Below are 22,522 nucleotides of genomic sequence, written 5' to 3'. Positions count from 1 at the left end.
AAATTTCGTTCTCAATCATTTTATCTTAATTGAGAATGAATCGCAATCTCTTTGCTGTGGAGAAGGCTAATTTTTCTGGACTTTTCTTATATATCACTTGCCTTGTTTAGAATATTTACAACTTGATAAGAAGTTTTATCAATAGCTATCGTTTTCATTTTCTTATCCAAAGCTCTAAAAGAAAACTGATCGTTTTTAGAATCCAGCAGGTTAGTGCTGCCTCTATAGCCTTGGAAACTTGTTTCATTTAGATGACAGTTATCACATGTGCTAACTAGTCAATCACGAACAAGTCAACTATCGTACCATTAGTCGGTTCAGAAGACATGAGGCAACTGTGCACCTTTTAGTAGAAGCCTTTGTTCCATCTCGTTGTCAACTGATTACCAATCAAGTGATAGAAAATAAAACCCCCTTCATTGAAAACACAATAATTGAAGCAAATGCCCATAGATTCAGCTTTGTTTGACACAAAGCGACCACTCGTTATGAACGATTAGATAAAAACAATAAAACCCTTTATCAATAAGAAATCTAGCCTTGGTTAAAAGAAGAAACGCAATCTGGTGGATTGACGAACCATCAGTTGAAAGAAATTGCTTATCACTTTGAAGTAGATTTAGAGGTGACAGAAGAACACTTACATAATGAAAAGCAGCGCCACTTAAAGAGAAAAAGAAGAGTCTACAAAAAATATCTGCGCAAAGTTCAAATGAATTATTTACCGAGAAAACAAATATATGAAGCGTATGTCCGCTATCATAAAGAAAGTAAAAAGAAATACAAAAAATATTTTTTTCGTTGAAAACTGACACTATTTTGAAGAAGAAGATACCTATAGTTTTCCAGCCCTTCGGACAGTTCCTTTTAAACAGGGTAGTAGGAAAAAAACAAGCCCGATTTTGATATTGTTTATCAAAATCAGACTTGTTTTCTTTTTGAAAGCGGGTTATGGACCACGCTCCCTTAGTTTAACTATATGCAAATCTTTGAAAAATGCACTTCTGGTTCATTTTCTAACTTTTATCTTTATTTATCAACTGGTTTTACGGAACCATCCCATTTATCAAGAATCCAGTCTTGAATTTCTTTGCTGTGCAGCGCATCAATTAGCTTATTAATTGCTTCGTTGTCCTTATCTTCTGAACGGACTGCAATAATATTAACATATGGTGAGTTGTCAGCTTCCAACAACACAGAATCCTTCACTGGATTCAAGCCTGCATTATAGGCAAAGTTGGCATTGATTGCTACTAAGTCAGCTTCATCATTTTGGTAAGTTGTAGCCAGTAGCTCTGGATTAATATCATGAACAAATTTCAGATTTTTAGGATTTTTATCAATATCATCAAATGTCGCAGTTTCTAAATCAACGCCATCTTTAACTGTTACTAAATCGGCATCCTGTAAAATCGTAATGATTCGACCCCAGTCAGATTCTGAATTTGAAGTAATCACTGTTGCTCCATCTTTCAGGTCTTTAATATCATCAATTCGCTGAGAGTAAAGCCCCATTGGTTCAATATGAATGCCGCCGGCATTCGCAAAATCATACCCGTTTTCTTTTACCTGAAGACTAAAATAAGGAATATGCTGGAAGTAGTTTGCATCGATTTCGCCATCTGCCAATGCTTTGTTCGGCAGAATGTAATCATCAAACTTTTTGATTTCTAAATCAATTCCTTCTTTTTCAAGAATTGGTTTTACCTGTTCCAGAATTTCCGCGTGAGGAGTTGGTGATGCACCAACTGTCAATACTGTTTTTTCACCCTCTGCTGCCTTAGATCCATCTGTACTCCCGCTATTATTGCCTCCGCATGCCGCTAAGCCAAAGCTTAGGGCAACGACTGCTGCTAAACCTGCTAATTTCTTTTTCATACTTAATTCCTCCCATTATTATCGTTTGTCTGTTCGTTTCGCTAGAAAATCGCCCAATCCCTGAACAATAAATACTATAAGTAATATAATAACTGTCGCTACAAAGGTAACGGTCAGATTGTTCCGTTGATAACCTTCCTGCCAAGCTAGTCCGCCTAGACCGCCGGCACCGATAGCACCAGCCATCGCTGTAAATCCAATCATTGAAACAGTTGTAACAGTTAATCCTGAAATCAGTGCTGGAATACTCTCTGGGATAATCACCTTGCGGACAATTTGCCAATAGCTGGCACCCATTGCCTCAGCAGCTTCAATAACTCCGGAGTCAACCTCCCGAAAGGCAATTTCTACTAATCGTGCATAAAATGGCGCAGCTGATAATACTAGCGCCGGAATAGCTGCCTTAGCACCCAGCATCGTTCCTACAAGTACCTTTGTGAAGGGGATTAATAAGACCATTAAAATCATAAAGGGTGTGGAACGGAAAATGTTGCTGATAATTGAAACAGCTGTATATAAAAATTTGGCATAGGCTTTATTGTTGCGTCCCGCCGTATAAAGCAGCAATCCTAAAATTAACCCAATCACCAATACACAGACCATGGAAATAACCGTCATATAAACAGTGTCGATTAATGCCTGCTGCAGGGTTTCACCGTTTACTTTGCTAAAGTCAAAATAAGTTTCTGCAAAACTCTTATCCACGATGAATCACCTCCACGCCAACTTCTTTTTCTTTGAAAAATGCCAAGGCTTCCTCAACTGCTGCCTTCTCGCCAGTAATCATGACTGTCAGCGAACCGAAAGCTCCTTCTTTAGCCTGCTGCACTTTGCCGTGAACTACATTGATGTCAACAGGAAATTGACGAATCGCCTGAGAAATAACCGGCTCATTGGCATTATCCCCTTTAAAATGCAAAGTGGTTACTAATCCAGCTGGGTTTTCGGCAATCAGTTCTGCCAACAGCTCCTCTAAATCCGCTTCCGGATCGATTTCTCTTTGGACAAACCTCTTTGTTACTTCCTGTTCTGGATGGCGGAAGACATGAAGCACTTCGCCTTCCTCAACAATTTTGCCCAGCTCCATAACGGCAACCTTATTACAGATTTTTCTGATAACATGCATTTCATGGGTAATCAGCACAATTGTTAAGTTCAGTTCTTTGTTAATTTCCAATAGTAAATCCAAAACTTCATCAGTTGTTTGCGGATCCAATGCACTTGTCGCTTCATCGCACAACAGAATCTCCGGATTGTTAGCCAGTGCCCTGGCAATACCAACCCGCTGCTTTTGTCCGCCGGAAAGCTGACTCGGATAGGCATTCCCCCGTCCTTCCAGTCCAACTAGAATCAATAGCTCTTCTGCCCGTTTTAAGCGCTGTTCTTTTGAAACTCCAACCAGCTCCAACGGAAGCATAATATTTTCTAAAATCGTACGGGACCACAGCAGATTGAAATGCTGAAAAATCATACCGATTTTCTTTCTAAAACCTCTTAGCTCCCCAGCGCTTAGTTTGGTCACATCCTGATCCTGTATCACAACTTGACCATCACTTGGCAGCTCAAGCCCATTTAAGAGACGAACTAGTGTACTTTTTCCTGCACCGGAATAACCAACGATTCCATAAATATCACCTTTTTCTATTGATAAGGAAACGTCGTCTACTGCTGTCACTTTTCCGGCTTTTCCGGAGAATTCCTTTTTGACATGACGTAATTCAATCAAAGCCATGCTGCTCACTCAACTTTCTGTTTTTAATTCATTTGCATCCTTGCTCAGACCAGCCGAACAATAAAAAAACTTCCGTCCTCTACTGATTATAATACATATCAGTAAAAAGGACGAAAGCATATCTTCCGTGTTACCACCTTAATTTACAGTTATCTCACGATTACTGCCTTATTCAGTACTTGATTTTTAATCATCGTATACTGTGGTGCTGTAACGGGCACTCCCGTAATAAGCTCACTCCTGCTTGCCTATTCTGCTCTAAGACCATCTTCCATACCAAATCTGCTGCCTCTTTTCAGCTTGCCAAGGCTCTCTTTTCAAACAGTTCAAATATTTACTCTTCTTTTCGATGCTTTATTATTTTTGATTAATGATGAAATTATAGCAACATCAACTTCAACTGTCAACGTTTTTATCAGAATTATTCTTCTACTTCTGTAAATACTGCCAGCCACGCTTGTGTTTCATCCTCGTTGTCCAGCAGCTCAGGATTTTTATCAGCTGCTTCATTCACAGCTGCAACCATCCCGGAAATTGGGCTGGAGAATTCACTAACCGATTTTTCTGCTTCCAGCTCTACAAAAGAGTCTCCAGCAGATAGCTTTTGCCCAACCTTTGGCAACGTGACAAAAGAAATTTTTCCTAAATCCTCCTGCGCAGCATTAGTCAAGCCAACTTTTAAGCCTTCTGTGGTTTTTTCAATCCACAAATTATCGACAACTTTTCGGTCTGTACTCATTTGCTAATTGCTCCTTCATACTCAGACTCTTTAAAGCCGTTTGTAATAAAATGACCATCTTTAACAAAGATTGGACGCTTATTCAGCATGCCGTCTTTAGACAAACGCTCAGCCGCTTCCTCGTTTGAAAAGTCATTAACGATTTCCTTCAGCCCTTGTTCTCTATAATGACCACCGCTTGTATTAAAAAATCTGCGAACCGGCAGCGGACTTTCCTCCATCCAGCCAAGCAGCTGTTCTTTGGTCGGCGGTGTTTCTATCATATCAACGATTTCATAATCCACACCTGACGCATCAAGCCAAGCTTTTGCCTTTTTACAAGTTGAACATTTCGGATACCAGAAAAACGTGTACATACTTTATTCCCCTTCTTTCTAAATAATCATTCACTGACTACTACTTCTTTTTGATACTTCATTGAAAGAATCAGCCCTACACCAATCATATTTCCCAGAATAGAGGAACCTCCCTGACTAATAAACGGCAGCGGAATCCCTGTTAACGGAAGCAGACCAATATTAGCGCCAATATTCTCAAATACGTGGAAAAGCAGCATCATAATAATTCCTGTTGCAATATACGCATAAAATTCATTATTTGTTTCAAAACAAACACGAATCATTCGATAAATCAATATAAAGTATAACAAAATGATAAAGCATCCGCCAATAAAACCAAAATTCTCACCGATAATCGCAAAAATCATATCCGATTCCCGTACAGGTACATAGACATCGCTCACGTTAAATCCTTTTCCCAGCAGACCACCAGAGCCAATTGCCGTGATTGCCTGCGCTGGCTGGTTGGAACGGCTTGGATCATTATGAAATGGATTCAGCCATAAGTCAATCCGTTCAAACTGGTACGCTTTGACGCCAAACTTATTTAAAAAGTCCCGGCCAGAGTCTGTCGTAATGAGATACAATACCCCAGCGCCAATCAGAATGGCTCCTAAAAAGACGGGCACCACAATTTTCCAGGAAATTCCCGACATTAGAAAGACACCGGCAAAAATAGCCAGAAAGACCAGCATGGTTCCGAAGTCCTTCTGCAGCAAGATCAAAGCAACAACCGGAAGTGTAACCATCGATAATTTTGCAATCAACCAGCCATCTGTTTTTAAGGTTCGTTCCTTAAAACGAGCATTATGCATTGTCACAACGTAGGCCAGCATCAAAACAAAGGCAATTTTCATTAACTCAGAAGGCTGGAAAGTGGTTCCACCGATACTTATCCAGTTTTTTGATCCAGTTTGAACCTCCAAATAAGGATCATAAAACTTAAGCAGCAGCCCCATCATAATCAACCCGATTCCATAAAAGACTGGGGTCAGCTTCCACAGCAGCTTCGAACTAAAATGCATGATAACCACCACGCTAATGATTCCGATTAAATACCAAAGTCCCTGCCGCATCAGCATTGGGAAAATATCCGGTCGGTTTGGGTCATTGTATAACGCTGAATACAATGAAAGCATTCCTATTAATGATAGGAGAAAAACTGGTAAAATTACGCCGTAGTCTATACGATTATCTATATTTAACTGTTTATTTTTGTTCATCTGTCATCCCTTTTCCTTGAATCATACGCTCTTTATTATATCTTCCCTGCCGCATAAAAGAAAGTACGGACTGAAGGATTTGGAAAAAACTTTAATTCCCTATGTAGTCATTATCCATTTTTCAATGTATTTCTATAAGCAGCTCATGAACTATGGGTAATTTTTGTACCAGGAGTTGTTCTTAACATAGGTTTAAAAAAACAGAGCTTATGGTTCACACCACTTGCTCTGTTTCATTTTTCTAAAAGAAATTATTTTTCTGAAAATATGTCAATTGAATATTCTAATTTCTAGAAAAAATTAAATGTTTTTCTATGCAATTTTGACAATTGTCATAGCAGATCTAATAATGCTTCCTGATGTGGAAGCACCATTCTTGACAGCTCTGATTTGAGCACCTGATTGCAATTCCACTAATGCTATTGGAGAAACAGAAGAATTTTTTGGATATGTCCGTAGTACCTCGATTGTATTAGAAATACTCCCGTTATTACTAATTTCAAAATGCAGTGATTTCCATTCATCATCTGTTTGATTATAAAGAGATATCTGACCAGCAAGATGATAAAATCCTGCTTTAGTTACAATAACCTTATTATCTGAGAGATAGATATCTTCACTTGACTTGACCTTCTCCCAAGGTAATTCTACTACCAGTTTATCATTAGGTGTACTTTTTGCTGTAAAATACCCAAAACTTTTTGAATCCATTTCTGCAACAGATGATTCTATAGTTGAAAAATTACTCTCTATCGCTTCTGCCCCATTTTCCATACCTCTGTATATATTCTTTAATTCCATTTTTTCTCCTCCTAATATAGTTCAAATAGAATTGAACGATATGTTATTTCATCAATCAATAAAAACTTATCATCTTCAATTTTTATAATCTCACTGTCTGTCGTATACTCAACAGGAAGAGATACAATACTTGTATTGCCATCAACATGACTGACTTGACAGGCAACTGACTGACTGGCAGATCCGCCAAATAAGCCTGCTGATTCGGTTCCAAGAGGCATAACTCCTATTCCATGTGTCCAGGAACGAACATTGATATTCGGCTGAAGACCAGAATTATGCATTATAGTCACATCAAACCCTGCTGGGACAAACTGAATAAGCAGCTGTTCAATATGTTCCAAACGATCATCTAAAACAGCAAAATCTCCATATTTCTCACTACTTCTTGCATGGATGACTTCACTGTCAACCGTTGCATTTCCTATAACTTCTTTCATACGTGCTTCTAAATCTGTCTGCCGTTTTTCTACAGCTGCCTGCCTCTTTTGCGTATTTTCAGAAATATCTTTTATTTTGTTGTAAAGAACATTCGTATATTCAATCATCCGTGCCAAAGCTTCTCGAACATGACGTCTCCACATCTTGGTACGAATCCATAAAGCAAATTTTTGAGTGAGTTCATCTACTACACCAAATTTTATTGCCTCTTCAACTTCCTCTACATCTGTAGGGTCCCGATAATCAACTTCATGGTTTTCTCCTGTCGGCTGTGTATCATAAAATTTTTGTTCCGGCATTTACTTTCACCTGCTTTCCTGTAGTTCTTTTACTATAGTCAATAGCTCGTTGATTGTTTCATCCTGTTTTTCCAATTTTTGCTGCTGACTGCTTAATAGTTCTTCAAAAGATTCATTTCTGGATTTTTGAATAATGAGCTCCTGTTCTTGTTCAGCGAGTTTTTCACCATACATCGGCAGCACAGCAGTCTCTTCACTCAACTGCAAAGTCTGCGCTTTCAGGGTGCTGACATCTGCATTATTCGCATTTGCCGTACTCTTCACTGTTTCAACAGTCTCTCTCAGCCCTCTGTATTCCAGCTGGTATTGAGAAAATGTTTTTTTCCCGCTGCCGATTGTCAGAACAATTTTTTGAGGATTCAGAATATCAATCTTTTTTTCAATCACTTGCAGAACCTCTTGTTCATACAAGAATTGATTTGCTACTGAATAAGAGTTTCCCAACTGGATAATTTCGTAGCGTTGATCCAGTAACCCCAACTCTATTACCTCAGCGGTCCAGGTAACCAGCATTAGCCGCTGATTTTTCAGATATTCCTGACCACGCTGCTTTAATAAAGCCTTATTTGTTATATTGGGAAATTCAATTGTTTTTTGAATAACACCAAATTTGCTAACAAGTGTCTGATCTTCAAGATAATTTTTCCCATTATTAACACTTTCAATCGTTGTTTTTTCTCTAATACCATCTGAAATATTCGCAGTATTTTCCGAATTATCGATATCCTGCCCCAAAGGAACTACTCTTGTTGCCAGCTCAGAAATATCAATATCTCGGCTGGCACTTTTCAAGTTTCTGGCGATTTGCAGCGGTGTTTGAGACACTTCCCCGTATTCCTTTAAATAATCAAGCAGGAGTTTCCCATTTGATTCTCTAAGAATTAGATAGCCGCCTAATTGATCCAGAAGTTTGTTTTTAATCACTTCAGCAGTTGCATCATAGCCAATAGCGCGGTAGGTACCTTCTTCGTCCTCCACAGTGACTGTTCCAACATAAATTCGTTTATACTCCTCTACTTGACGATTGTGCTCTGCCAGTAATAGTTCCAGAAATTCTTTTACTGATCTAATTTTAGGCTTTACATATCGTTGTGTGCTGTCATAAAGATAGGCTTTTTGGTCTTCGCAAAGTATTTTTTCAACAAAGCTGCCAGTCCCATCCATAGTATTGGTAATTTGAGCTATCCGTCCTTTAAAAATTTGACCGGATTGATCTGTCACGGTAACCAAATTTACGATGGGTTCTGCCTTTCGGTAAGCTGGGTTGTTAAGATTTATAGAGAACTCAAAGGTGCTAATTCCCAAGCCTTCTATTGATAATTCCAAATCACCGTTATTTATTTTATTACCAAAGTTTGCCGGTTCATGAATCACTGTTCCCCGTTGGTCACCAGCATGCTCGTATAATGTTACTCGATACATTACACCATCACCTCGGTTTCAAATGAAAAGCTAACATGACCATTTCCAACAAGTGTAAGAAGGTTTGCTCCTCTTTTCAATTTGAAAAAAAGATCCTGATTCTGTCCTTTTTTGATGGGTAGCCTTTCATCTTCTTCTGTTATCAGCAAAAGAGTCTCAGTGGCCGTCATTATCGGACTTGTTGCATTCGCACCCTCGCTTATGAGCAATACTTTTCGTGTACCATTGACAAAGAAACCTGTCCATTGATCTACTCCATCTGTAAAGTAATCCACATCAAATTCATCTGTATAACCAGAAGCATCCTTTAATGCAAACGGATAACAGTCAAAAACAACTGTTAAAATTAATGAATTGCTTTCCTGATCATCATCCGCCCGTACACTCTCACATTTTCCCAGCCAATGACAGCCATCAAGCCAAGTATCATAAATTGGTACTATACCATTTAGCAGCAGCTGTTCTTTCGCTTCTTGCTCCAGCCGTTTTCTCTCATCGTATTGAGCCAGAGGTCGGAATAATTTAACTGTCACTGTTCTATTTTCGAAAACCCGTTCTCCCAGCAGCATTGAGAAATCATAGACCCCTTGCATAAATGGAATACTTTCAATAATTTCCTGTTCATCCGGACTGGGTGCATCATGTTCAAGGACATAGTATCCAGCTGTTTTGCTGTTGAATCGACCGACCTCAATATATTCTTTTATCTCTATTCCCATTAGCGGTACCTCCCTACATAGCCCGTTCTATTGCCTAAAAAGCCATCCATTGAGCCGCCAATACCGCCTACCAAAGCGCCGCTTTCCAAGACAACATTCATATTTTTTATCGTACTAACCATTTCCTGAAGCTGACCAACCATGCTGTTCTGCACATCATGTTCAACCTTCAGCTCAGCTTTTGGAGCTGATGCAGTGCTGCCCGAAACAGCATTTTGAACTTCTGCAATCATATTTTTTGCACTAGCTACCGCCACTTCTGTATCCTCTTCAATCCCAACTGCTACACCTTGAGCAATAAAGCGTCCCACTGTATCCCGGAATAAACGAGAAGGCGATTTGATTTGAGCAACTTTGCGCGCCTCTGCATTAATTTGATTCACCAAATTAACCATTGCTCCAATCGCTCCACTTGCTCCGGCATTGATTCCAGAGGCAATACCGTTGGCCATCTGTATACCTACAGAAGAAAAATCAACAGTTTCTGCGCTTGCTTTAGCTCTTTGAGCAACAGCCAAAGCAGTATTGCTCACATTCACTCCATAAGCGCTAATTCCATTATTGTAAGCATCTATATTTTGTTTACCAGCCGTATTAAACTGACTATTCTGTTGCTTAATAGCATCAGAACCACCAGTAGCAACATTTTTTGCAGTTACTTCAACATTGCTTTTTTCATTTGCAACTGATGTATTCATCGCTCCTATCAAATGTGAACCTATTTGACTAGCGTCTATCGAACCAGACTCTAATGCTTGAATAAAAGCATCTTTACCTGCGGCTCCATTAACAAACATGCCTTCTGGAAGACCAGCCAATCCATTTACTGCTGAATCGCTAAGTCCGGCTGCAACAGCTCCAAAATCGTTGGTTTGTAATGCTGTAAGCAAGCTATCGCCTGCATCCAGTCCCCGTTGATGAAGAATTCCTGCCAGAAGCTGCATTTGCTGGTCAATACCTACACCTGAATCCGCATATTTCTGAACCAACCCAGTCAATGCTTCGTCAGTTGTTACACCCACTCCATTCAGTCCCTGGGCAATTGTTTCAGCCTTCATTTGTTCATTTTGCTGAAGCAGTGATAGAGTATCCAAGCCTGCCTGTTCCTGCTGTAATCGTAGCTGCTCATTATGCATCCCTAAAGCATCGATTTGCTGTTGGAAATTCGCCTTCTGAACTTCATCTTCTGTCGCTGCATATTCGGCTTTCAAACTAGCAATCTCCGTTTCATTTGCTTCCAGCTGCTCTTTTCTATTTTGATAAAGTGCCTGATTCGCACTCATAGTTGCCTTTAATTCAGCATCACTTAACTGTTTACCATTTTCTAATTTTGCTGCTGAAGCTTCAACAATCAACTGCTGCTGTTCCATCAAGCCTTCACGAATTGCGTTGTTCTGATCCTGAAGGGCTCGCCTTTGTTCATCAGAAAGAGCTTGTCCCTCCAATGTTTTTTCTGCAACCAGCATTTCTTTGTTTGCCTGCATGACAGTCAGCATTTCACTAGATCCAAAGCTCGCTTGTTCAATCATCATGGAATAAGCTTCGCTCTGAGCAGCTGCCTGCTCTTCACCCGTTAGCTGTTCGGCTTGAGTCAGCTTTTCACCAACCTGGGTTTTAATTTCTTTAAGCTTCTCTCCATGACGGCCCATGATTTCTTCAGCTGCCTCAAATCTTTTAGTGGACTGTTCCAAGCCCTCTCCAGAAAAGGCAGTAATCGCGGCTTGTCCAACCTCTGAATACTTCAACGCCAGATTATCAATTCGATTTCCCGCCTCATCAAAGGTTTCCCGATAAGCTTCACCAAGTGCTGCGATTTGTTCTGCTGTTGCTACTGTCTCTTCTTTCAACTCTTTGGTATTATTCGTTAATTCACTTGTACTTCCGATAACTCCTGCAATAGCTGAGTTATCTTTGAGATTATCAAAACCTTCTTTTATCTCAGTCAAATTCATTTTCATATCGCTGAAAGCTTCATCCGCCGCCTTATCATCACCATTAATTTTAGCCCAAATACCAGTGATGGCACTTCCGACTGCCTGAGCAGTATTGATGACTGATATTCCTCCAAAAACAATGCCTCTAAACATATCTACAACAGCTGCAATGGCAATTAATACTCCGCCAGCTAGAATAACTCCCAATGTTTTAAATGCATCTCCAACACTACTTAAAAAGGGCATTATTCCTTTAAACATATCACCCATACTTGTGAGAGAGTTTTTGATTGCTCCAAAAGCTGATGAAACAAAACCCTTGATATTCATGAAGTTCGACTGCCATGCAGCTGCAAATCCTGCAACAGCTGCAATGATTAAAGCTATTCCAACGATTAAAGGATTGCTTATTATCAATGCACCAAGCGATGTAAATGCACTTCCTGCTGTTGATGTAGCACTAACTACTAATTGAGAAAAATAAGGTAGAATCCCTCCAGCTTGACCAATCGACACCCCAAGATTCATTAGAGCCCCTCTGGCTGATACCACCATATTGCCAATATTATTTTTAACTGTAGAAAATCCTGCCACAACTTGTTGACTAAAAAATGGTACGATACCGCCCGCTTGGTTAATAGATAGGCCAAGGTTCATCAAAGCTCCTCTAGCTGATGCCACCGTGTTGCTAATGCTATTTTTAACCGCAGAAAATCCCGCTGAAACTTGTTCTTTAAAAAAAGATAGAACTCCACCAGCTTCGGTTATGGGTTGAGTGAAACTTGTTATTGCTGAACTAAGTGAAGACCCTAAAGAACTATTCAAATCTAATATACTTGAAAATGAACTTCGAATGACTTCAGCATACTGAGAAATTACACCTTCACTTCCCATCACATCACCGTTAAGTTCAAGAAAATTCCCCGCTACATCTAATATCGCTTCACTAAATGAACTGCCAAGAAAATCATCTATTCCTTTTAAAATATCCCAAAAACTGCTGGAAGATTCTGCCGACTGCTCCATTCCGCCAATCATCAAATCAAACTGGCTGGCAGCCTGTTGAAACATTTGACTCAAAGATAAAATAAATCTTTCACCAGTCAATTGAAGTCCTGACAAAATTCGCTGAAAATCTCCGTCAACATTAACCCAGATGTTAGAAAATAATTCTATTGTTGGAAATCCAGAGGCTAAAACAGATTGGAAGTTAAGGAGACCGTTGATACCAGTAGTGGTTAAGTGAGCTATTTGCGTACTAACCGTAGAGAAGACGGTTCCAATCTCGCCCATCAAATAGCTTTGAGCGATAAATTCTTGAAGTCCAGCAGTCGCCAAAGCTGTACTTTGACTTACAATATCCATCTGATTACTGGACTCACCAAGCTTTTGATTCATTGCTTCTAAAAAAACTACAGACTGATTCAACGTCTGATTAAATAGAGCAGCGTTATCCATTTGATTCATTTGTTCTGCAAAAACACCTAACTGAACAGCAGCTGACCTGCTTGCCGAACCAACCATATCAATAGTTGCTGCTGTACTCCGCATAGTCTGATCCAGCATCACGGTGGCTCTTTGTGCTGCTGAGGCACCATCTCTGTATCTGCCTAAAAGAGTAACAGCCCGCTGAAAAGTTGCTGAAAAGTTCTTATCTCTCGTCTGCAAAACTGTTGTTACTGTATTTCTTTCCTTCATCTTTTCCCTCCTTTCTGCCCTTAACAATTGCTTTTGCCCGCTCTAGCCGGCTTTGCATCTCATAAAGGTCGTCTTTTTTACTATTTGTCTTTTCATTCTTATTCATATCTGCAAGTATCTTTTCTTCATTCTTTTCATAATCATAAATACTCTTAACATCTCTAAATAAGTATTTTCCTTTTTTCTCAGCCTTAAATAAGCGATTGGCAAACGCCCCTTGAAACACACGACGTTCCTTTTCGTTTTCATTTAATAGATACGCCTTCATTCTCAATGTATACTCCCACGGAGTCATACACTCAATCTCTTTCAGCTGAATCGTCGGAAAATAACGAAAACAGGTAAGAACTATTTCATCATAGCTTGCTCCAAGTCCATTTGAACTTTGCTTTCCACCGTCTTCATCATCTGCTCGATTCCGGATTTGATTTTCATTGTTCGTTTTTTCAACAATGGAGCCGACGTTAAGTACTCGATAAAATTTTCAAATAATTCCTCCACCTCAGCTGAAGTTTCCAAATAATTGATAATCTCCCGCTCTTCCAGCTCATCATATGTACTTAGACTCGCTACAAGCATTTGCTTCAATGCATTAGGATCTCCATCAATTAGTCCGCCGATTAGTAGTGTCAGACTATCCATCTGCTCGTTATCTTTTGGCAGTGCATTGATTTCATTCAGAAATTTAAATCCAAAAATCAATGGATATTTCTTCCCATCAATTGTTACTACTGCTTTTTTTACTTTATTAACCATGTTTTTTCCTCCTAAAATGTAAGAGGGGCAATAACTGCCCTGCTCTTACATAGATAATGTACATTCTAAACTTGCATAATCAATGTTGATTATGCTGGCTGTCTTACCGTCACTGGCAGGAGCGTATGCCATCACATAAACATAACCATCATCTGTTATTGATGAATTTATCTGTGCATCTGATGTTAAATTTCCCTGTAACAATGCAACTGTAGTAGCATCTGAAGCTTGCCCAGTTACCCATGAATAGATTCCGCCCCACCTAGCTAATATCATACGGTTAGGCTTTTCACCTGCACCTGAAGCAAATCCGTGAACTTTAATATTTATTGACTTGGTCAAACTTTTCAGCTTGGCTACTTTTTCAGCTACTGTAGCAGCCTTCTGAAAAATAGTAGGATATTGTTTTTCTATGTTTTCAACAACATTCCATGAGAACATAACTTGAAAAATATTGCCGTTCACATTTGTGGACTGGCTATACAGATTATTATCAAGGTTCATTATTCCATTATACTGATTTTGATCATTTTCAATTGTGATAGCTTGAGGACTTAATAAATTTGTATATGCGGTTCTTGTCATTCTATTCGGATTCTCTATAACACTACCTGCAATTTTATTTTTTAGGTCCATTGATACTATTACTTCTACAGGTTCTTTCTTCCCTGTTGTAAAAGTACTTTCGTTACTTTCACCACTCTTGTTTATAACCTTAGCTGTATAATCAGTGTCACTAGATAAGCTTTCTAGTTTACACGGTGATGATACGTCTCCAATAGTAGTTGAAACTGGCAAAACAATCTCAATACTTGCATAGTCAATAGTCACAATACTCGGTGTTGTTCCATCTGAAGCTGGCGCATAAGTTAAAGCATAAATATAGCCATCATCGGAAATAATACGTGAAATTAATGACTTAGTATTCCAACTCAGTCTAAGTTGTTTAATGCTGTTAATTGTATTCTCGGCAACCCCAGAAGCCCAAGCATTGTTGTCAACAAAGACACTCAGCTTTAAGCTGTTACCTGCTGCACCGCTGGCGTATCCATATGCATTTAAAGATATTTGTTGACTGGTACCTTTAAGAATGTCAACTTTTTCCGCAACTGTAGAAACTCCCTGAAAAATAGTAGGATATTGTCTTTCTACAATTTCTATAACATTCCAAGAAAGCAAGACTTGCGAAATGTATTTATTTGCTTCTGTTTGAGGTGAAAACTGAGTATTATCCAATTTGCCTATCCACGAATACGCAGCACTACTTAAATCATTAAAAATAGCACTGGAAGGCATCTGTAAGCTAGGATTTATACTATTTTTTGCAATATTTGGATTCTCTACAACGCTGCCAGCTACTTTCCCTTTAAAATCACTTAGTATTGTAACGTTTCTTTTCAATACTACATCCCCTTTGTCACCCGACCATTCCAAGAGTGCTGAATCATCTCCAATAGCTGAAACCGTCAGATTTTGGGGAGGCTTAGGGTGTTACTGTTGTTTGAGGAGTATAGATAGCTGTTGGTTCTTCCCCTTTAGCATCAGCAATCGTATCAAAGAAGAAGGCTTTCGCAAGCTCATCATTTTCAGCATCCACAGTTGCTTCTCCATTAACTAATAAACCATTAAGATTTAATGTTGTTGATACAGAAGCATTAGATTCAGCTTCTGCTGCGTCAGGAAAGTTTCCTAAAATTCCAGTTCCATACTGTGCTTTATATTTACGTTCCACACCTTCTACAGGATTGTCAAAGAAGACTCTCCAAACTTCAATTTCTTCTCCATTTTCATATGCATATTCCAGCATGCTGAATACCTCTGTATTGGTTTTCAAAAATTCCATTTCAATGTTAGAGACAACGCTGCCGCCAGTTGCTACGCTACCGTCTTTAGTTGCCTGAGTTTCGACACTTGTTTCACGATTATACGTATGGCTCATTTCCAAAGCCAACAAACCAGCTTTTTTAAATGGACGTTCCTTTAATAGACGAAACATTAACTTAACATTTTTACCTTGAATTGCTTTTTCCATAATTATTCTCTCCTTAGTAATTAAATGATTATCTGCTTCAACAGCAGCGCATTGTTTAACTGTCACAGAAAATAGAAAGAAGAAAATTTCTTTATTGAAACTCCCTACTTAATTTTTCTATACTCACAAAAAATCCTTACTGCTTTTCATTTATTATTAAAATTTAATTTTATCAGCGGTTATTTTTTGTTCTTATAGCTTTATTAAGTATTTAATTTATTAAAGATTTTTCTTCAATCATATTTTTGATTTATCATTTTCCAGACAGTCCGCATAGCTTTTTTAGTCTTCAATGTTTAGACTGAAAATGTAATGAAAAAACTAGTTTTTTTCTACTGCAGTAGTTTCTTTTACATTTCCGATAAACCAATAATAGCTGATTATGTCTCTTCATAACTTTCAAAGAACTCCCAAAAAACTTTCATTATATAAATAACTGACTCTTTAAAAATTTATTTAAACAAAACTAAAGCTATAAACTTTTGTCTACAAGATATCCTTAGCCAGCTCCTGAACTTTTTTTACAATCTGCTCATCATTCATCCAGTCTTCGGTGCGCGTTAAATCATAAATGGCTGTCATTTTCTTTGGCGTCTCGGGATTCTTTTTAAACTGCTCTTCAATCTCCGGCTGATTTTCCGAAGCCAGATTGAATAAATTGACTTCCAGCTTTTCCTGCATTTGAAAGATACGCGTTAACGTAGGATTGAATCTTTTTTCGGCCGCCAGAGATGCATTGCCGCCAACCAATTCCCTCCAGTTCAGTTCACGTTCTATCCTTAACTCGTTTACTCTATCCCAAAAATCCTCAATTGTAGTGATTGTGCTCATTGCATTCCACCTCTCTTTCCATTCTTTTTTCGCTGTTCATTTGTCTTAAAATATAGACAATCAACAGCCTCTCAATGTAAAGCTGATTAGAAAGTGTCTTTCAGCTTGTTTTTTCATATCTGCTATGGTTCTCTATTCCAATCTGCCTAGCCTCATAGTAGCTGATTATTTTCATTCTTAACTTTCATTTCTCTGTTAAAAGTCTCCCATTAATTTCCCAGTTCCTTTTTATCATGCATTTTTCCAATACAAAAAAACCGGAAATCAACCAGGATTCCCGGTTTTATATTTATTAGGTTCTTTCTTATAGGATTTGACAGAAAACCTATACAGTCATCCTAATCATTCAAACTTTTTCCATTCGCAAAAAAAAGAGCTTGAAACAAAACCAGCAATTTCTTGCCTTTTTGCTCCAAGCTCTACGATTTCATTCAATTCTTTTTTCCTACTGGCACTATTAACGGAAAACTACTTATTGTCGTTATCAAAAAAATCCTTCAAAAATGATGCCTGCTACTTAACAAAGGTTAGTGACTCCATCAACTGAGTCAGATTCTTGTTATTCTTTTCCTTTTTACTGTTAATCGTCCAGCCAATATTTTGGATATAGTAGGTTTCCCCTTCCAAAACATCATAGATCCAGGCAGTCTTTATTCCATCTGAAGTTAAGCCAAACGTATATCTGGTCCCTTTAAAACCATTATACTCAATGTCGCTTTCTTCCACATCATAAGTGTCTTCAAGCATATCTGGTACAATTAAATCCTTATATTCTTCAAAGCCTTCAAAATCATCCTTATGCTCACTTAAAACCATATAATAAATATCTGCGTCGTAGTTTTCAAAACTCAAATCGGCATCATCTGAAAGTTCATCAGGCTCCAATGCTTCCCAGCCATCGCTCAATTTCAACGTAAAGGTTCCATTTTCTGTTCGATAAACAGTCTCTTCCTCTGTTCCTTCAGCTTTGCTTCTTTTTTCTCTTTTTTCGCGTTGGCTCGTCCCTACTCCTGTAGAACTTTTTTCATCATTGTTTCTTGTACAGCCTGTCATTAAGATGCTTAATAGGATAAATCCGCCCACTACAAGTTTTTTCATCAATACTCCCCCTAAATCACATATATCATTGATTATATAGTATCTAAAAACCAACATCAATGGGATTAGTCATTAGGAATTGGGAAAAGTGCAGAAATCTATCATAGAATCTGAGAAATAAGCAAAAAAAAGAGTTTTGAACATAAAAATAACTGTCCAAACTCTTTCTTTTTAATTATTCTGAACAAACGGCATTCCAGTCTTTGCATGCTTTTAAGATTACAACGCAGGGAGAATCCTAGACAAGCTTATAAGAATCCTAACGTTCTGGTTTCAACCTCATCGCTGATACATATCATTGTAATTAACAACCGTTCGATCTTCCGTAGCAGAAGAACCGGATACAGCATCGATTTCTACCACAGCGGCATATTCTAATTTCTTTGCAATAACACCTGTACGAATCTCACTTTTGTAAATAAATGATACAGACTGTCCTATATCAAAAAGCTTCTTGATTTCAGAATCCTCTTTTTGCTTTTTTCCATAGGCTTTTTTTTGAGTCGGCTCTGCCATGATTGCCCTCCTTATAAAAAAAGACAGTCTTTTGAAGACTGTCTTTTTGATAGACTAATTTTTTACGATATTTACAGCTTGAGGGCCACGTTGACCATCTTCAATATCAAAAGTAACTGCTTGACCCTCGTCAAGAGATTTGAAACCTTCTCCTTGGATAGCTGAGAAGTGAGCGAAAACGTCTGTTCCGTCTTCTGCTGTAATAAATCCAAAACCTTTGTCTGCGTTAAACCATTTAACTGTTCCTGTATTCATAAATAAAATCCTCCTAGTGCTGTAGCACAATATATTTGCAATATTTTCACGATAAAAATAAGAGGAATTATTCTAAGAATAGATAAGGATAAAGCCTTTTAGTTTAACCAGAAGCATACTACAAGAATCATCTTACCATATCCATTCTTAAAAGTATACCAATTTACCTTGAAATAAGTAAGAATCTTAATTATTTTCCAGTTTTATACTAAAATCGGATATTTCGTTTCATATATTCCAAAATAGTTTTTGTACTTTGTAGAAAATCTGTAAGGCTTCACTTAGACAAGCCAAAACCCTCTGCTAAATAAAGGGGGTCAACTATGCCAGCTGCAGGGATCGAACCTGTGACCTGCGCGTTAAGAGTGACTTAAAATCTTTTTCACACGTATATATGTTATTAAACCGGTACATTTTTTCTCTATTTTATTTATTATCTCATGATAAACACTCATTTTAGACAAATTTTAGACTAGCATTCTCAAAATCAAACTCTTATAATATAACATCAAAATATTCGAATAGCATATCCTACTTAATAGATATATTTATTTGCTTGATTCTTTTGTTGAAAATTTTAAGAGTAAACTCATTGCGTTGGCGTTTTCAGTAGCTGAAATCATTCTAAAATTGATATATTCAGGTGTTTTTTCTCTGCAATAAAAAGTCATAAATCGATACTCCATTATATGAACAAATTCATAAAATACTCTTTCAATAGAGACTTCATCTTTCTTTTGAGTGTTTATAGTTACTACATATGTTGTACCTTCCAGTTTTATTGAAAAATCTAGTACATTTTCAATATCCCTCAACCAAATTCTAATTTCGGTACTAATTCCTTCCTCTACAACATAATTAAGTTTTTCATCTAAGCATTTTACAAAATCATTTAACATTATTTTCTTCATATTTTTAGCCTAAATTTCCAAAAATAGACAAGCTAATTCACTCTCATCTCTATTTCCTTTATTATTAATTAAAAAATAGCACCTTTCATTTTCCAATATACATTGTCTAATACTATAAGAACTTTCGGCTTCATACAACAGAATCCATTCATCATTTTCCCACAAGTATAGTTCTTCTTCATCATACTTAATTATTTTTTTATCTTTAATACTATAAAAATAACCTTTACTATTATACAACAGTTCTTTTTTCATTTTTCCATCATCATAAATAATTTTTTCATAATCACGATAAATTATTTCTTCTTGATTATTAGTAAGGTATGTTAAACCATTAACTGAATGTTCTTCCACTGTAAATAGAAGATTATCATAGGTGAAAAAATAATTTTTTTCTCCATCCATCAGTCGAAAACGGCTTCCATCAACATAATAATTCTGCATAAAAAAAGTAGTACATTGCATTTTTACTATTTTCTTGTTCTTAACTTCTACACTATACAATGTTTCATTCTCTAAATCTTGAATAATTACATAGTCATTTAAAGTAGAGGCATACATTTGATAGATTACAAGTTCTTCATCCACATCTATTTCTGTTACAAATGAAAAATTTTTATCAAAAACAGTCAATCCTTTATAATTGCTATTTATTACTATATATTTTTTTGTAACAGCTAATGCATAAACATCATTATTTTCTATTTCTTTCTTTAGAATTTTCAATACTATCATCTCCTTTATCTAGGTAATTTTTTTGTTTTATCTTGAGTGCCCGGAATTAGTTCGCCTGTTTGATGGTTAGCTTCTCCTAAATGATTACCTCTTTTATCATAAACCTCTATATGCGAGCCTTCACCTCTATGAAAAGTATCCCTATGATAAAACTTACCATCTTTTTCATAGACAACTGCGCCTTTTATTCTTCCTTTACTTTTGTTTACTTTGAAACTCTTATCACCTAAAATAGTTTCATTATCTAAAGGAACCCTGTCCTTTTCTTCCCATTGTGGAGTTTTTGAATACATAATATTATTAGCATAACTTTTAAGTAACGCCTCTAAACTACCAGCTATTGCAGTTGATCCAGCCGTTTCGACTACCATATTGTTTGATAAAGACAAAACTCCTACATTGCCATTATCCACGGATACCAATAGTTTATCTCCTACCATGCCGATAATTTCTCTTACAATGGCACGAGTTCCATTAGTTAGTGATATTACTTGTCCAATTAATGTAACCCATTGCGTGAACTTATCATTTTCAACTTCTTGACGAAGTAAAGTCAACATTTCCTTTTTTAGTAAATCATTATAAATTTTGGTAGCCTCTTCATCTAATACACCATTTTTATACACTTCAAATACTTTACCACCAAAGATATTTTTACTTTCTTTAATTGTCATGTTTCCATTTTTTATCTTATCTTCTCTTTCTTGCCATGACGCATGAAGCGGTTTCACTAAAGACAAATTTAACCTTGATATTTCGAAGACTCCAGAACTTGGGTTCCACGCTTTACCATTTTCAATTTCAGATAACCAATTATCTAAATTAGCCAGCTTTGATTCATAATCAGAAAAGATGTTTGGCGAACTACTATTGAAGCTATATAATCGTTCTAATTTTTCTTCAATTCTTCTTATAGAATTTTGGACATTCATATACCGTTTTTCTAAATGAAAATTTGTTTCTTCTTTATCCAATATGATAGCCATAGAGCGAAGTAATAATTGACCTTGATTGATTTGATTCTTTAATTCTTCTTCAATTACATCACAAGTATCTACGCTACTTTGAAATTCTTTCGGCAATCTTTGATGTGCCTCAATAAAGGCTTCACAAGCCAAAATAAATCCATTCGCCAGAGGTGGATATACAGTTAAAAAATATTGTTTTGCTGAATCATACGTTTTACCAGATAATGGAGCATTAAAAAATGATGTTGCACTATCTTTTAATTGACCTGAAAATCTAATATACTCATCCGCCATCTGTCTAGCAGCATTCGATTGAGCTTCTACTTCACCAACAAAGAAATTAATATCCATATCTATCCTCCATTTCCTTTTCACTAAATAGAGTTTTTTTCTTATGAAATAGTTCCTCTTCTTTTACTATTAAATCCTTTGATTTTTGTTCCAATTCCTCAAATGCTGATAATAAATTTTCCTTGTCTTTCATTCCTAATCGATAGTTTTCTTCCTTATATACTTCGAAATCATTCCTATCATGCGAGTTCTCATGACTTTCTATTAACTGTTCGTAAAATCTTTGCTCGTCTTGATCTATATAAAATAGTGCTTCATCATACTCCTCTAATTTCCTTTTTTGTTTCTGTAATTGTTCTCTTTCTTCATCAATCATTAAAAGGCTTTTCTTAATTTGTAATTCCTGATCTTCTTGACTTTTCATTAAAAACCACCCAAATCAAAAAAAGATGTTTGTTCAAATCCTTTTTGTAAATTTTGGTCAATTTTACTAAATTCCTTCGCAACAGAATTGATATTATTTCCATCTTTTGCTAATGCATTAGAAATGCGTATCCCTCTATCGTATAAATCCGAAATACTTTTTTTTGCATTTGTATTTCCTGTCACAGTCGTACGACTAGCTAAACTTGTCACACTGTGCACTGATGAAAATCCACTGGCTACTTGACTTAATCTTGCAGAAATACTACTAGCAACACTAAAGCTACTGTTGACCTCACTCATAAAACCATCATCCTATACTTTTTTCTAAAAGTATATCAAACATTCCAAAAGACGTCTATTTGCTTTACAATAAATTCGAATATCTGCTTATAACAAAAATACTTAGTTTTCTAGGCTCTTTACAATACTCCTAATTTCTGTTTTCTTCTATTATCTACAGATTTTTGATTGTAACGTTT

At 37.0% G+C, this 22,522-nt stretch carries 24 protein-coding genes and 1 pseudogene; 1 reads left to right on the top strand and 24 read right to left on the bottom strand.

What is annotated here, in order from left to right; all coding sequences use genetic code 11:
- Nucleotides 1-241: 241 nt before the first annotated feature.
- Nucleotides 242-769 (top strand): annotated as a pseudogene (locus ACPWSO_RS09845) (IS5/IS1182 family transposase); the annotation flags it as partial.
- A gap of 260 nt (nucleotides 770-1,029) precedes the next feature.
- On the opposite strand, the gene ACPWSO_RS09840 reads toward ACPWSO_RS09845, so the two are convergent.
- From ACPWSO_RS09840 to ACPWSO_RS09725, 24 genes are all read right to left on the bottom strand, one after another.
- Nucleotides 1,030-1,878, bottom strand: coding sequence for a MetQ/NlpA family ABC transporter substrate-binding protein (locus ACPWSO_RS09840; protein WP_426082908.1), 849 nt, complete (start codon nucleotides 1,876-1,878; stop codon nucleotides 1,030-1,032).
- Nucleotides 1,879-1,896: 18 nt separating this feature from the next.
- A complete protein-coding gene (locus ACPWSO_RS09835; protein WP_426082906.1) occupies nucleotides 1,897-2,583 on the bottom strand; it encodes a methionine ABC transporter permease in 687 nt (228 codons plus the stop codon).
- Nucleotides 2,576-3,610 (bottom strand): methionine ABC transporter ATP-binding protein, encoded by a 1,035-nt coding sequence (locus tag ACPWSO_RS09830; protein ID WP_426082904.1) that lies wholly within the window; start codon nucleotides 3,608-3,610, stop codon nucleotides 2,576-2,578. Before ACPWSO_RS09830 ends, ACPWSO_RS09835 begins: the two co-directional genes overlap by 8 nt.
- A 421-nt stretch (nucleotides 3,611-4,031) precedes the next feature.
- On the bottom strand, nucleotides 4,032-4,349 hold the full coding sequence (locus ACPWSO_RS09825; RefSeq protein ID WP_426082902.1) for a glycine cleavage system protein H: 318 nt from the start codon (nucleotides 4,347-4,349) through the stop codon (nucleotides 4,032-4,034).
- On the bottom strand, nucleotides 4,346-4,705 hold the full coding sequence (locus ACPWSO_RS09820) for an arsenate reductase family protein (protein ID WP_426082900.1): 360 nt from the start codon (nucleotides 4,703-4,705) through the stop codon (nucleotides 4,346-4,348). Before ACPWSO_RS09820 ends, ACPWSO_RS09825 begins: the two co-directional genes overlap by 4 nt.
- A 26-nt stretch (nucleotides 4,706-4,731) precedes the next feature.
- Nucleotides 4,732-5,910 carry an FtsW/RodA/SpoVE family cell cycle protein gene (locus tag ACPWSO_RS09815; RefSeq protein ID WP_426082899.1) on the bottom strand — a complete coding sequence of 393 codons (1,179 nt, stop codon included), beginning with the start codon at nucleotides 5,908-5,910 and terminating at the stop codon, nucleotides 4,732-4,734.
- Nucleotides 5,911-6,222: 312 nt separating this feature from the next.
- Complete coding sequence (locus ACPWSO_RS09810; RefSeq protein WP_426082897.1) at nucleotides 6,223-6,711, bottom strand: hypothetical protein; 489 nt, start codon at nucleotides 6,709-6,711, stop codon at nucleotides 6,223-6,225.
- An 11-nt stretch (nucleotides 6,712-6,722) separates the two neighbouring features.
- Nucleotides 6,723-7,451 carry a hypothetical protein gene (locus ACPWSO_RS09805; protein WP_426082896.1) on the bottom strand — a complete coding sequence of 243 codons (729 nt, stop codon included), beginning with the start codon at nucleotides 7,449-7,451 and terminating at the stop codon, nucleotides 6,723-6,725.
- A 6-nt stretch (nucleotides 7,452-7,457) separates the two neighbouring features.
- Nucleotides 7,458-8,873, bottom strand: a complete 1,416-nt coding sequence (locus ACPWSO_RS09800) for a phage tail protein (protein ID WP_426082894.1) — start codon at nucleotides 8,871-8,873, stop codon at nucleotides 7,458-7,460.
- The gene (locus ACPWSO_RS09795) at nucleotides 8,873-9,592 is read right to left on the bottom strand and encodes a hypothetical protein (protein WP_426082892.1); all 720 of its coding nucleotides are present in this window, start codon (nucleotides 9,590-9,592) and stop codon (nucleotides 8,873-8,875) included. Before ACPWSO_RS09795 ends, ACPWSO_RS09800 begins: the two co-directional genes overlap by 1 nt.
- On the bottom strand, nucleotides 9,592-13,224 hold the full coding sequence (locus tag ACPWSO_RS09790) for a hypothetical protein (protein WP_426082891.1): 3,633 nt from the start codon (nucleotides 13,222-13,224) through the stop codon (nucleotides 9,592-9,594). Before ACPWSO_RS09790 ends, ACPWSO_RS09795 begins: the two co-directional genes overlap by 1 nt.
- A complete protein-coding gene (locus ACPWSO_RS09785; RefSeq protein WP_426082889.1) occupies nucleotides 13,178-13,519 on the bottom strand; it encodes a hypothetical protein in 342 nt (113 codons plus the stop codon). The genes ACPWSO_RS09790 and ACPWSO_RS09785 overlap by 47 nt, the downstream gene beginning before the upstream one ends.
- 53 nt (nucleotides 13,520-13,572) lie before the next feature.
- A complete protein-coding gene (locus ACPWSO_RS09780; RefSeq protein WP_426082887.1) occupies nucleotides 13,573-13,980 on the bottom strand; it encodes a tail assembly chaperone in 408 nt (135 codons plus the stop codon).
- Between the two features lie 45 nt (nucleotides 13,981-14,025).
- The gene (locus ACPWSO_RS09775) at nucleotides 14,026-15,381 is read right to left on the bottom strand and encodes a hypothetical protein (RefSeq protein WP_426082885.1); all 1,356 of its coding nucleotides are present in this window, start codon (nucleotides 15,379-15,381) and stop codon (nucleotides 14,026-14,028) included.
- 82 nt (nucleotides 15,382-15,463) lie between these two features.
- Nucleotides 15,464-16,012 (bottom strand): phage major tail protein, TP901-1 family, encoded by a 549-nt coding sequence (locus tag ACPWSO_RS09770; protein WP_426082883.1) that lies wholly within the window; start codon nucleotides 16,010-16,012, stop codon nucleotides 15,464-15,466.
- Nucleotides 16,013-16,498: 486 nt separating this feature from the next.
- On the bottom strand, nucleotides 16,499-16,843 hold the full coding sequence (locus tag ACPWSO_RS09765; RefSeq protein ID WP_426082881.1) for a hypothetical protein: 345 nt from the start codon (nucleotides 16,841-16,843) through the stop codon (nucleotides 16,499-16,501).
- Between the two features lie 513 nt (nucleotides 16,844-17,356).
- Nucleotides 17,357-17,941, bottom strand: coding sequence for a hypothetical protein (locus ACPWSO_RS09760; protein ID WP_426082879.1), 585 nt, complete (start codon nucleotides 17,939-17,941; stop codon nucleotides 17,357-17,359).
- A gap of 279 nt (nucleotides 17,942-18,220) precedes the next feature.
- Nucleotides 18,221-18,457: a hypothetical protein gene (locus tag ACPWSO_RS09755; RefSeq protein WP_426082877.1), complete on the bottom strand. Its 237-nt coding sequence runs from the start codon at nucleotides 18,455-18,457 to the stop codon at nucleotides 18,221-18,223.
- Nucleotides 18,458-18,511: 54 nt separating this feature from the next.
- On the bottom strand, nucleotides 18,512-18,712 hold the full coding sequence (locus tag ACPWSO_RS09750) for a cold-shock protein (RefSeq protein ID WP_426082876.1): 201 nt from the start codon (nucleotides 18,710-18,712) through the stop codon (nucleotides 18,512-18,514).
- Nucleotides 18,713-19,260: 548 nt separating this feature from the next.
- The gene (locus tag ACPWSO_RS09745) at nucleotides 19,261-19,611 is read right to left on the bottom strand and encodes a hypothetical protein (RefSeq protein ID WP_426082875.1); all 351 of its coding nucleotides are present in this window, start codon (nucleotides 19,609-19,611) and stop codon (nucleotides 19,261-19,263) included.
- 21 nt (nucleotides 19,612-19,632) lie between these two features.
- A complete protein-coding gene (locus tag ACPWSO_RS09740; protein WP_426082873.1) occupies nucleotides 19,633-20,349 on the bottom strand; it encodes a hypothetical protein in 717 nt (238 codons plus the stop codon).
- 14 nt (nucleotides 20,350-20,363) lie between these two features.
- Entirely contained in the window at nucleotides 20,364-21,677 is a 1,314-nt protein-coding gene (locus tag ACPWSO_RS09735) for a T7SS effector LXG polymorphic toxin (protein ID WP_426082871.1), read from the bottom strand.
- A complete protein-coding gene (locus ACPWSO_RS09730) occupies nucleotides 21,667-22,041 on the bottom strand; it encodes a hypothetical protein (protein WP_426082869.1) in 375 nt (124 codons plus the stop codon). Before ACPWSO_RS09730 ends, ACPWSO_RS09735 begins: the two co-directional genes overlap by 11 nt.
- Entirely contained in the window at nucleotides 22,041-22,343 is a 303-nt protein-coding gene (locus ACPWSO_RS09725) for a TIGR04197 family type VII secretion effector (protein ID WP_426082868.1), read from the bottom strand. The genes ACPWSO_RS09730 and ACPWSO_RS09725 overlap by 1 nt, the downstream gene beginning before the upstream one ends.
- Nucleotides 22,344-22,522: the final 179 nt, after the last annotated feature.

The organism is Enterococcus sp. LJL51, from assembly GCF_049894025.1.
Lineage (GTDB): Bacteria > Bacillota > Bacilli > Lactobacillales > Enterococcaceae > Enterococcus_L.
This window is presented reverse-complemented; position numbering and strand designations above follow the sequence as displayed.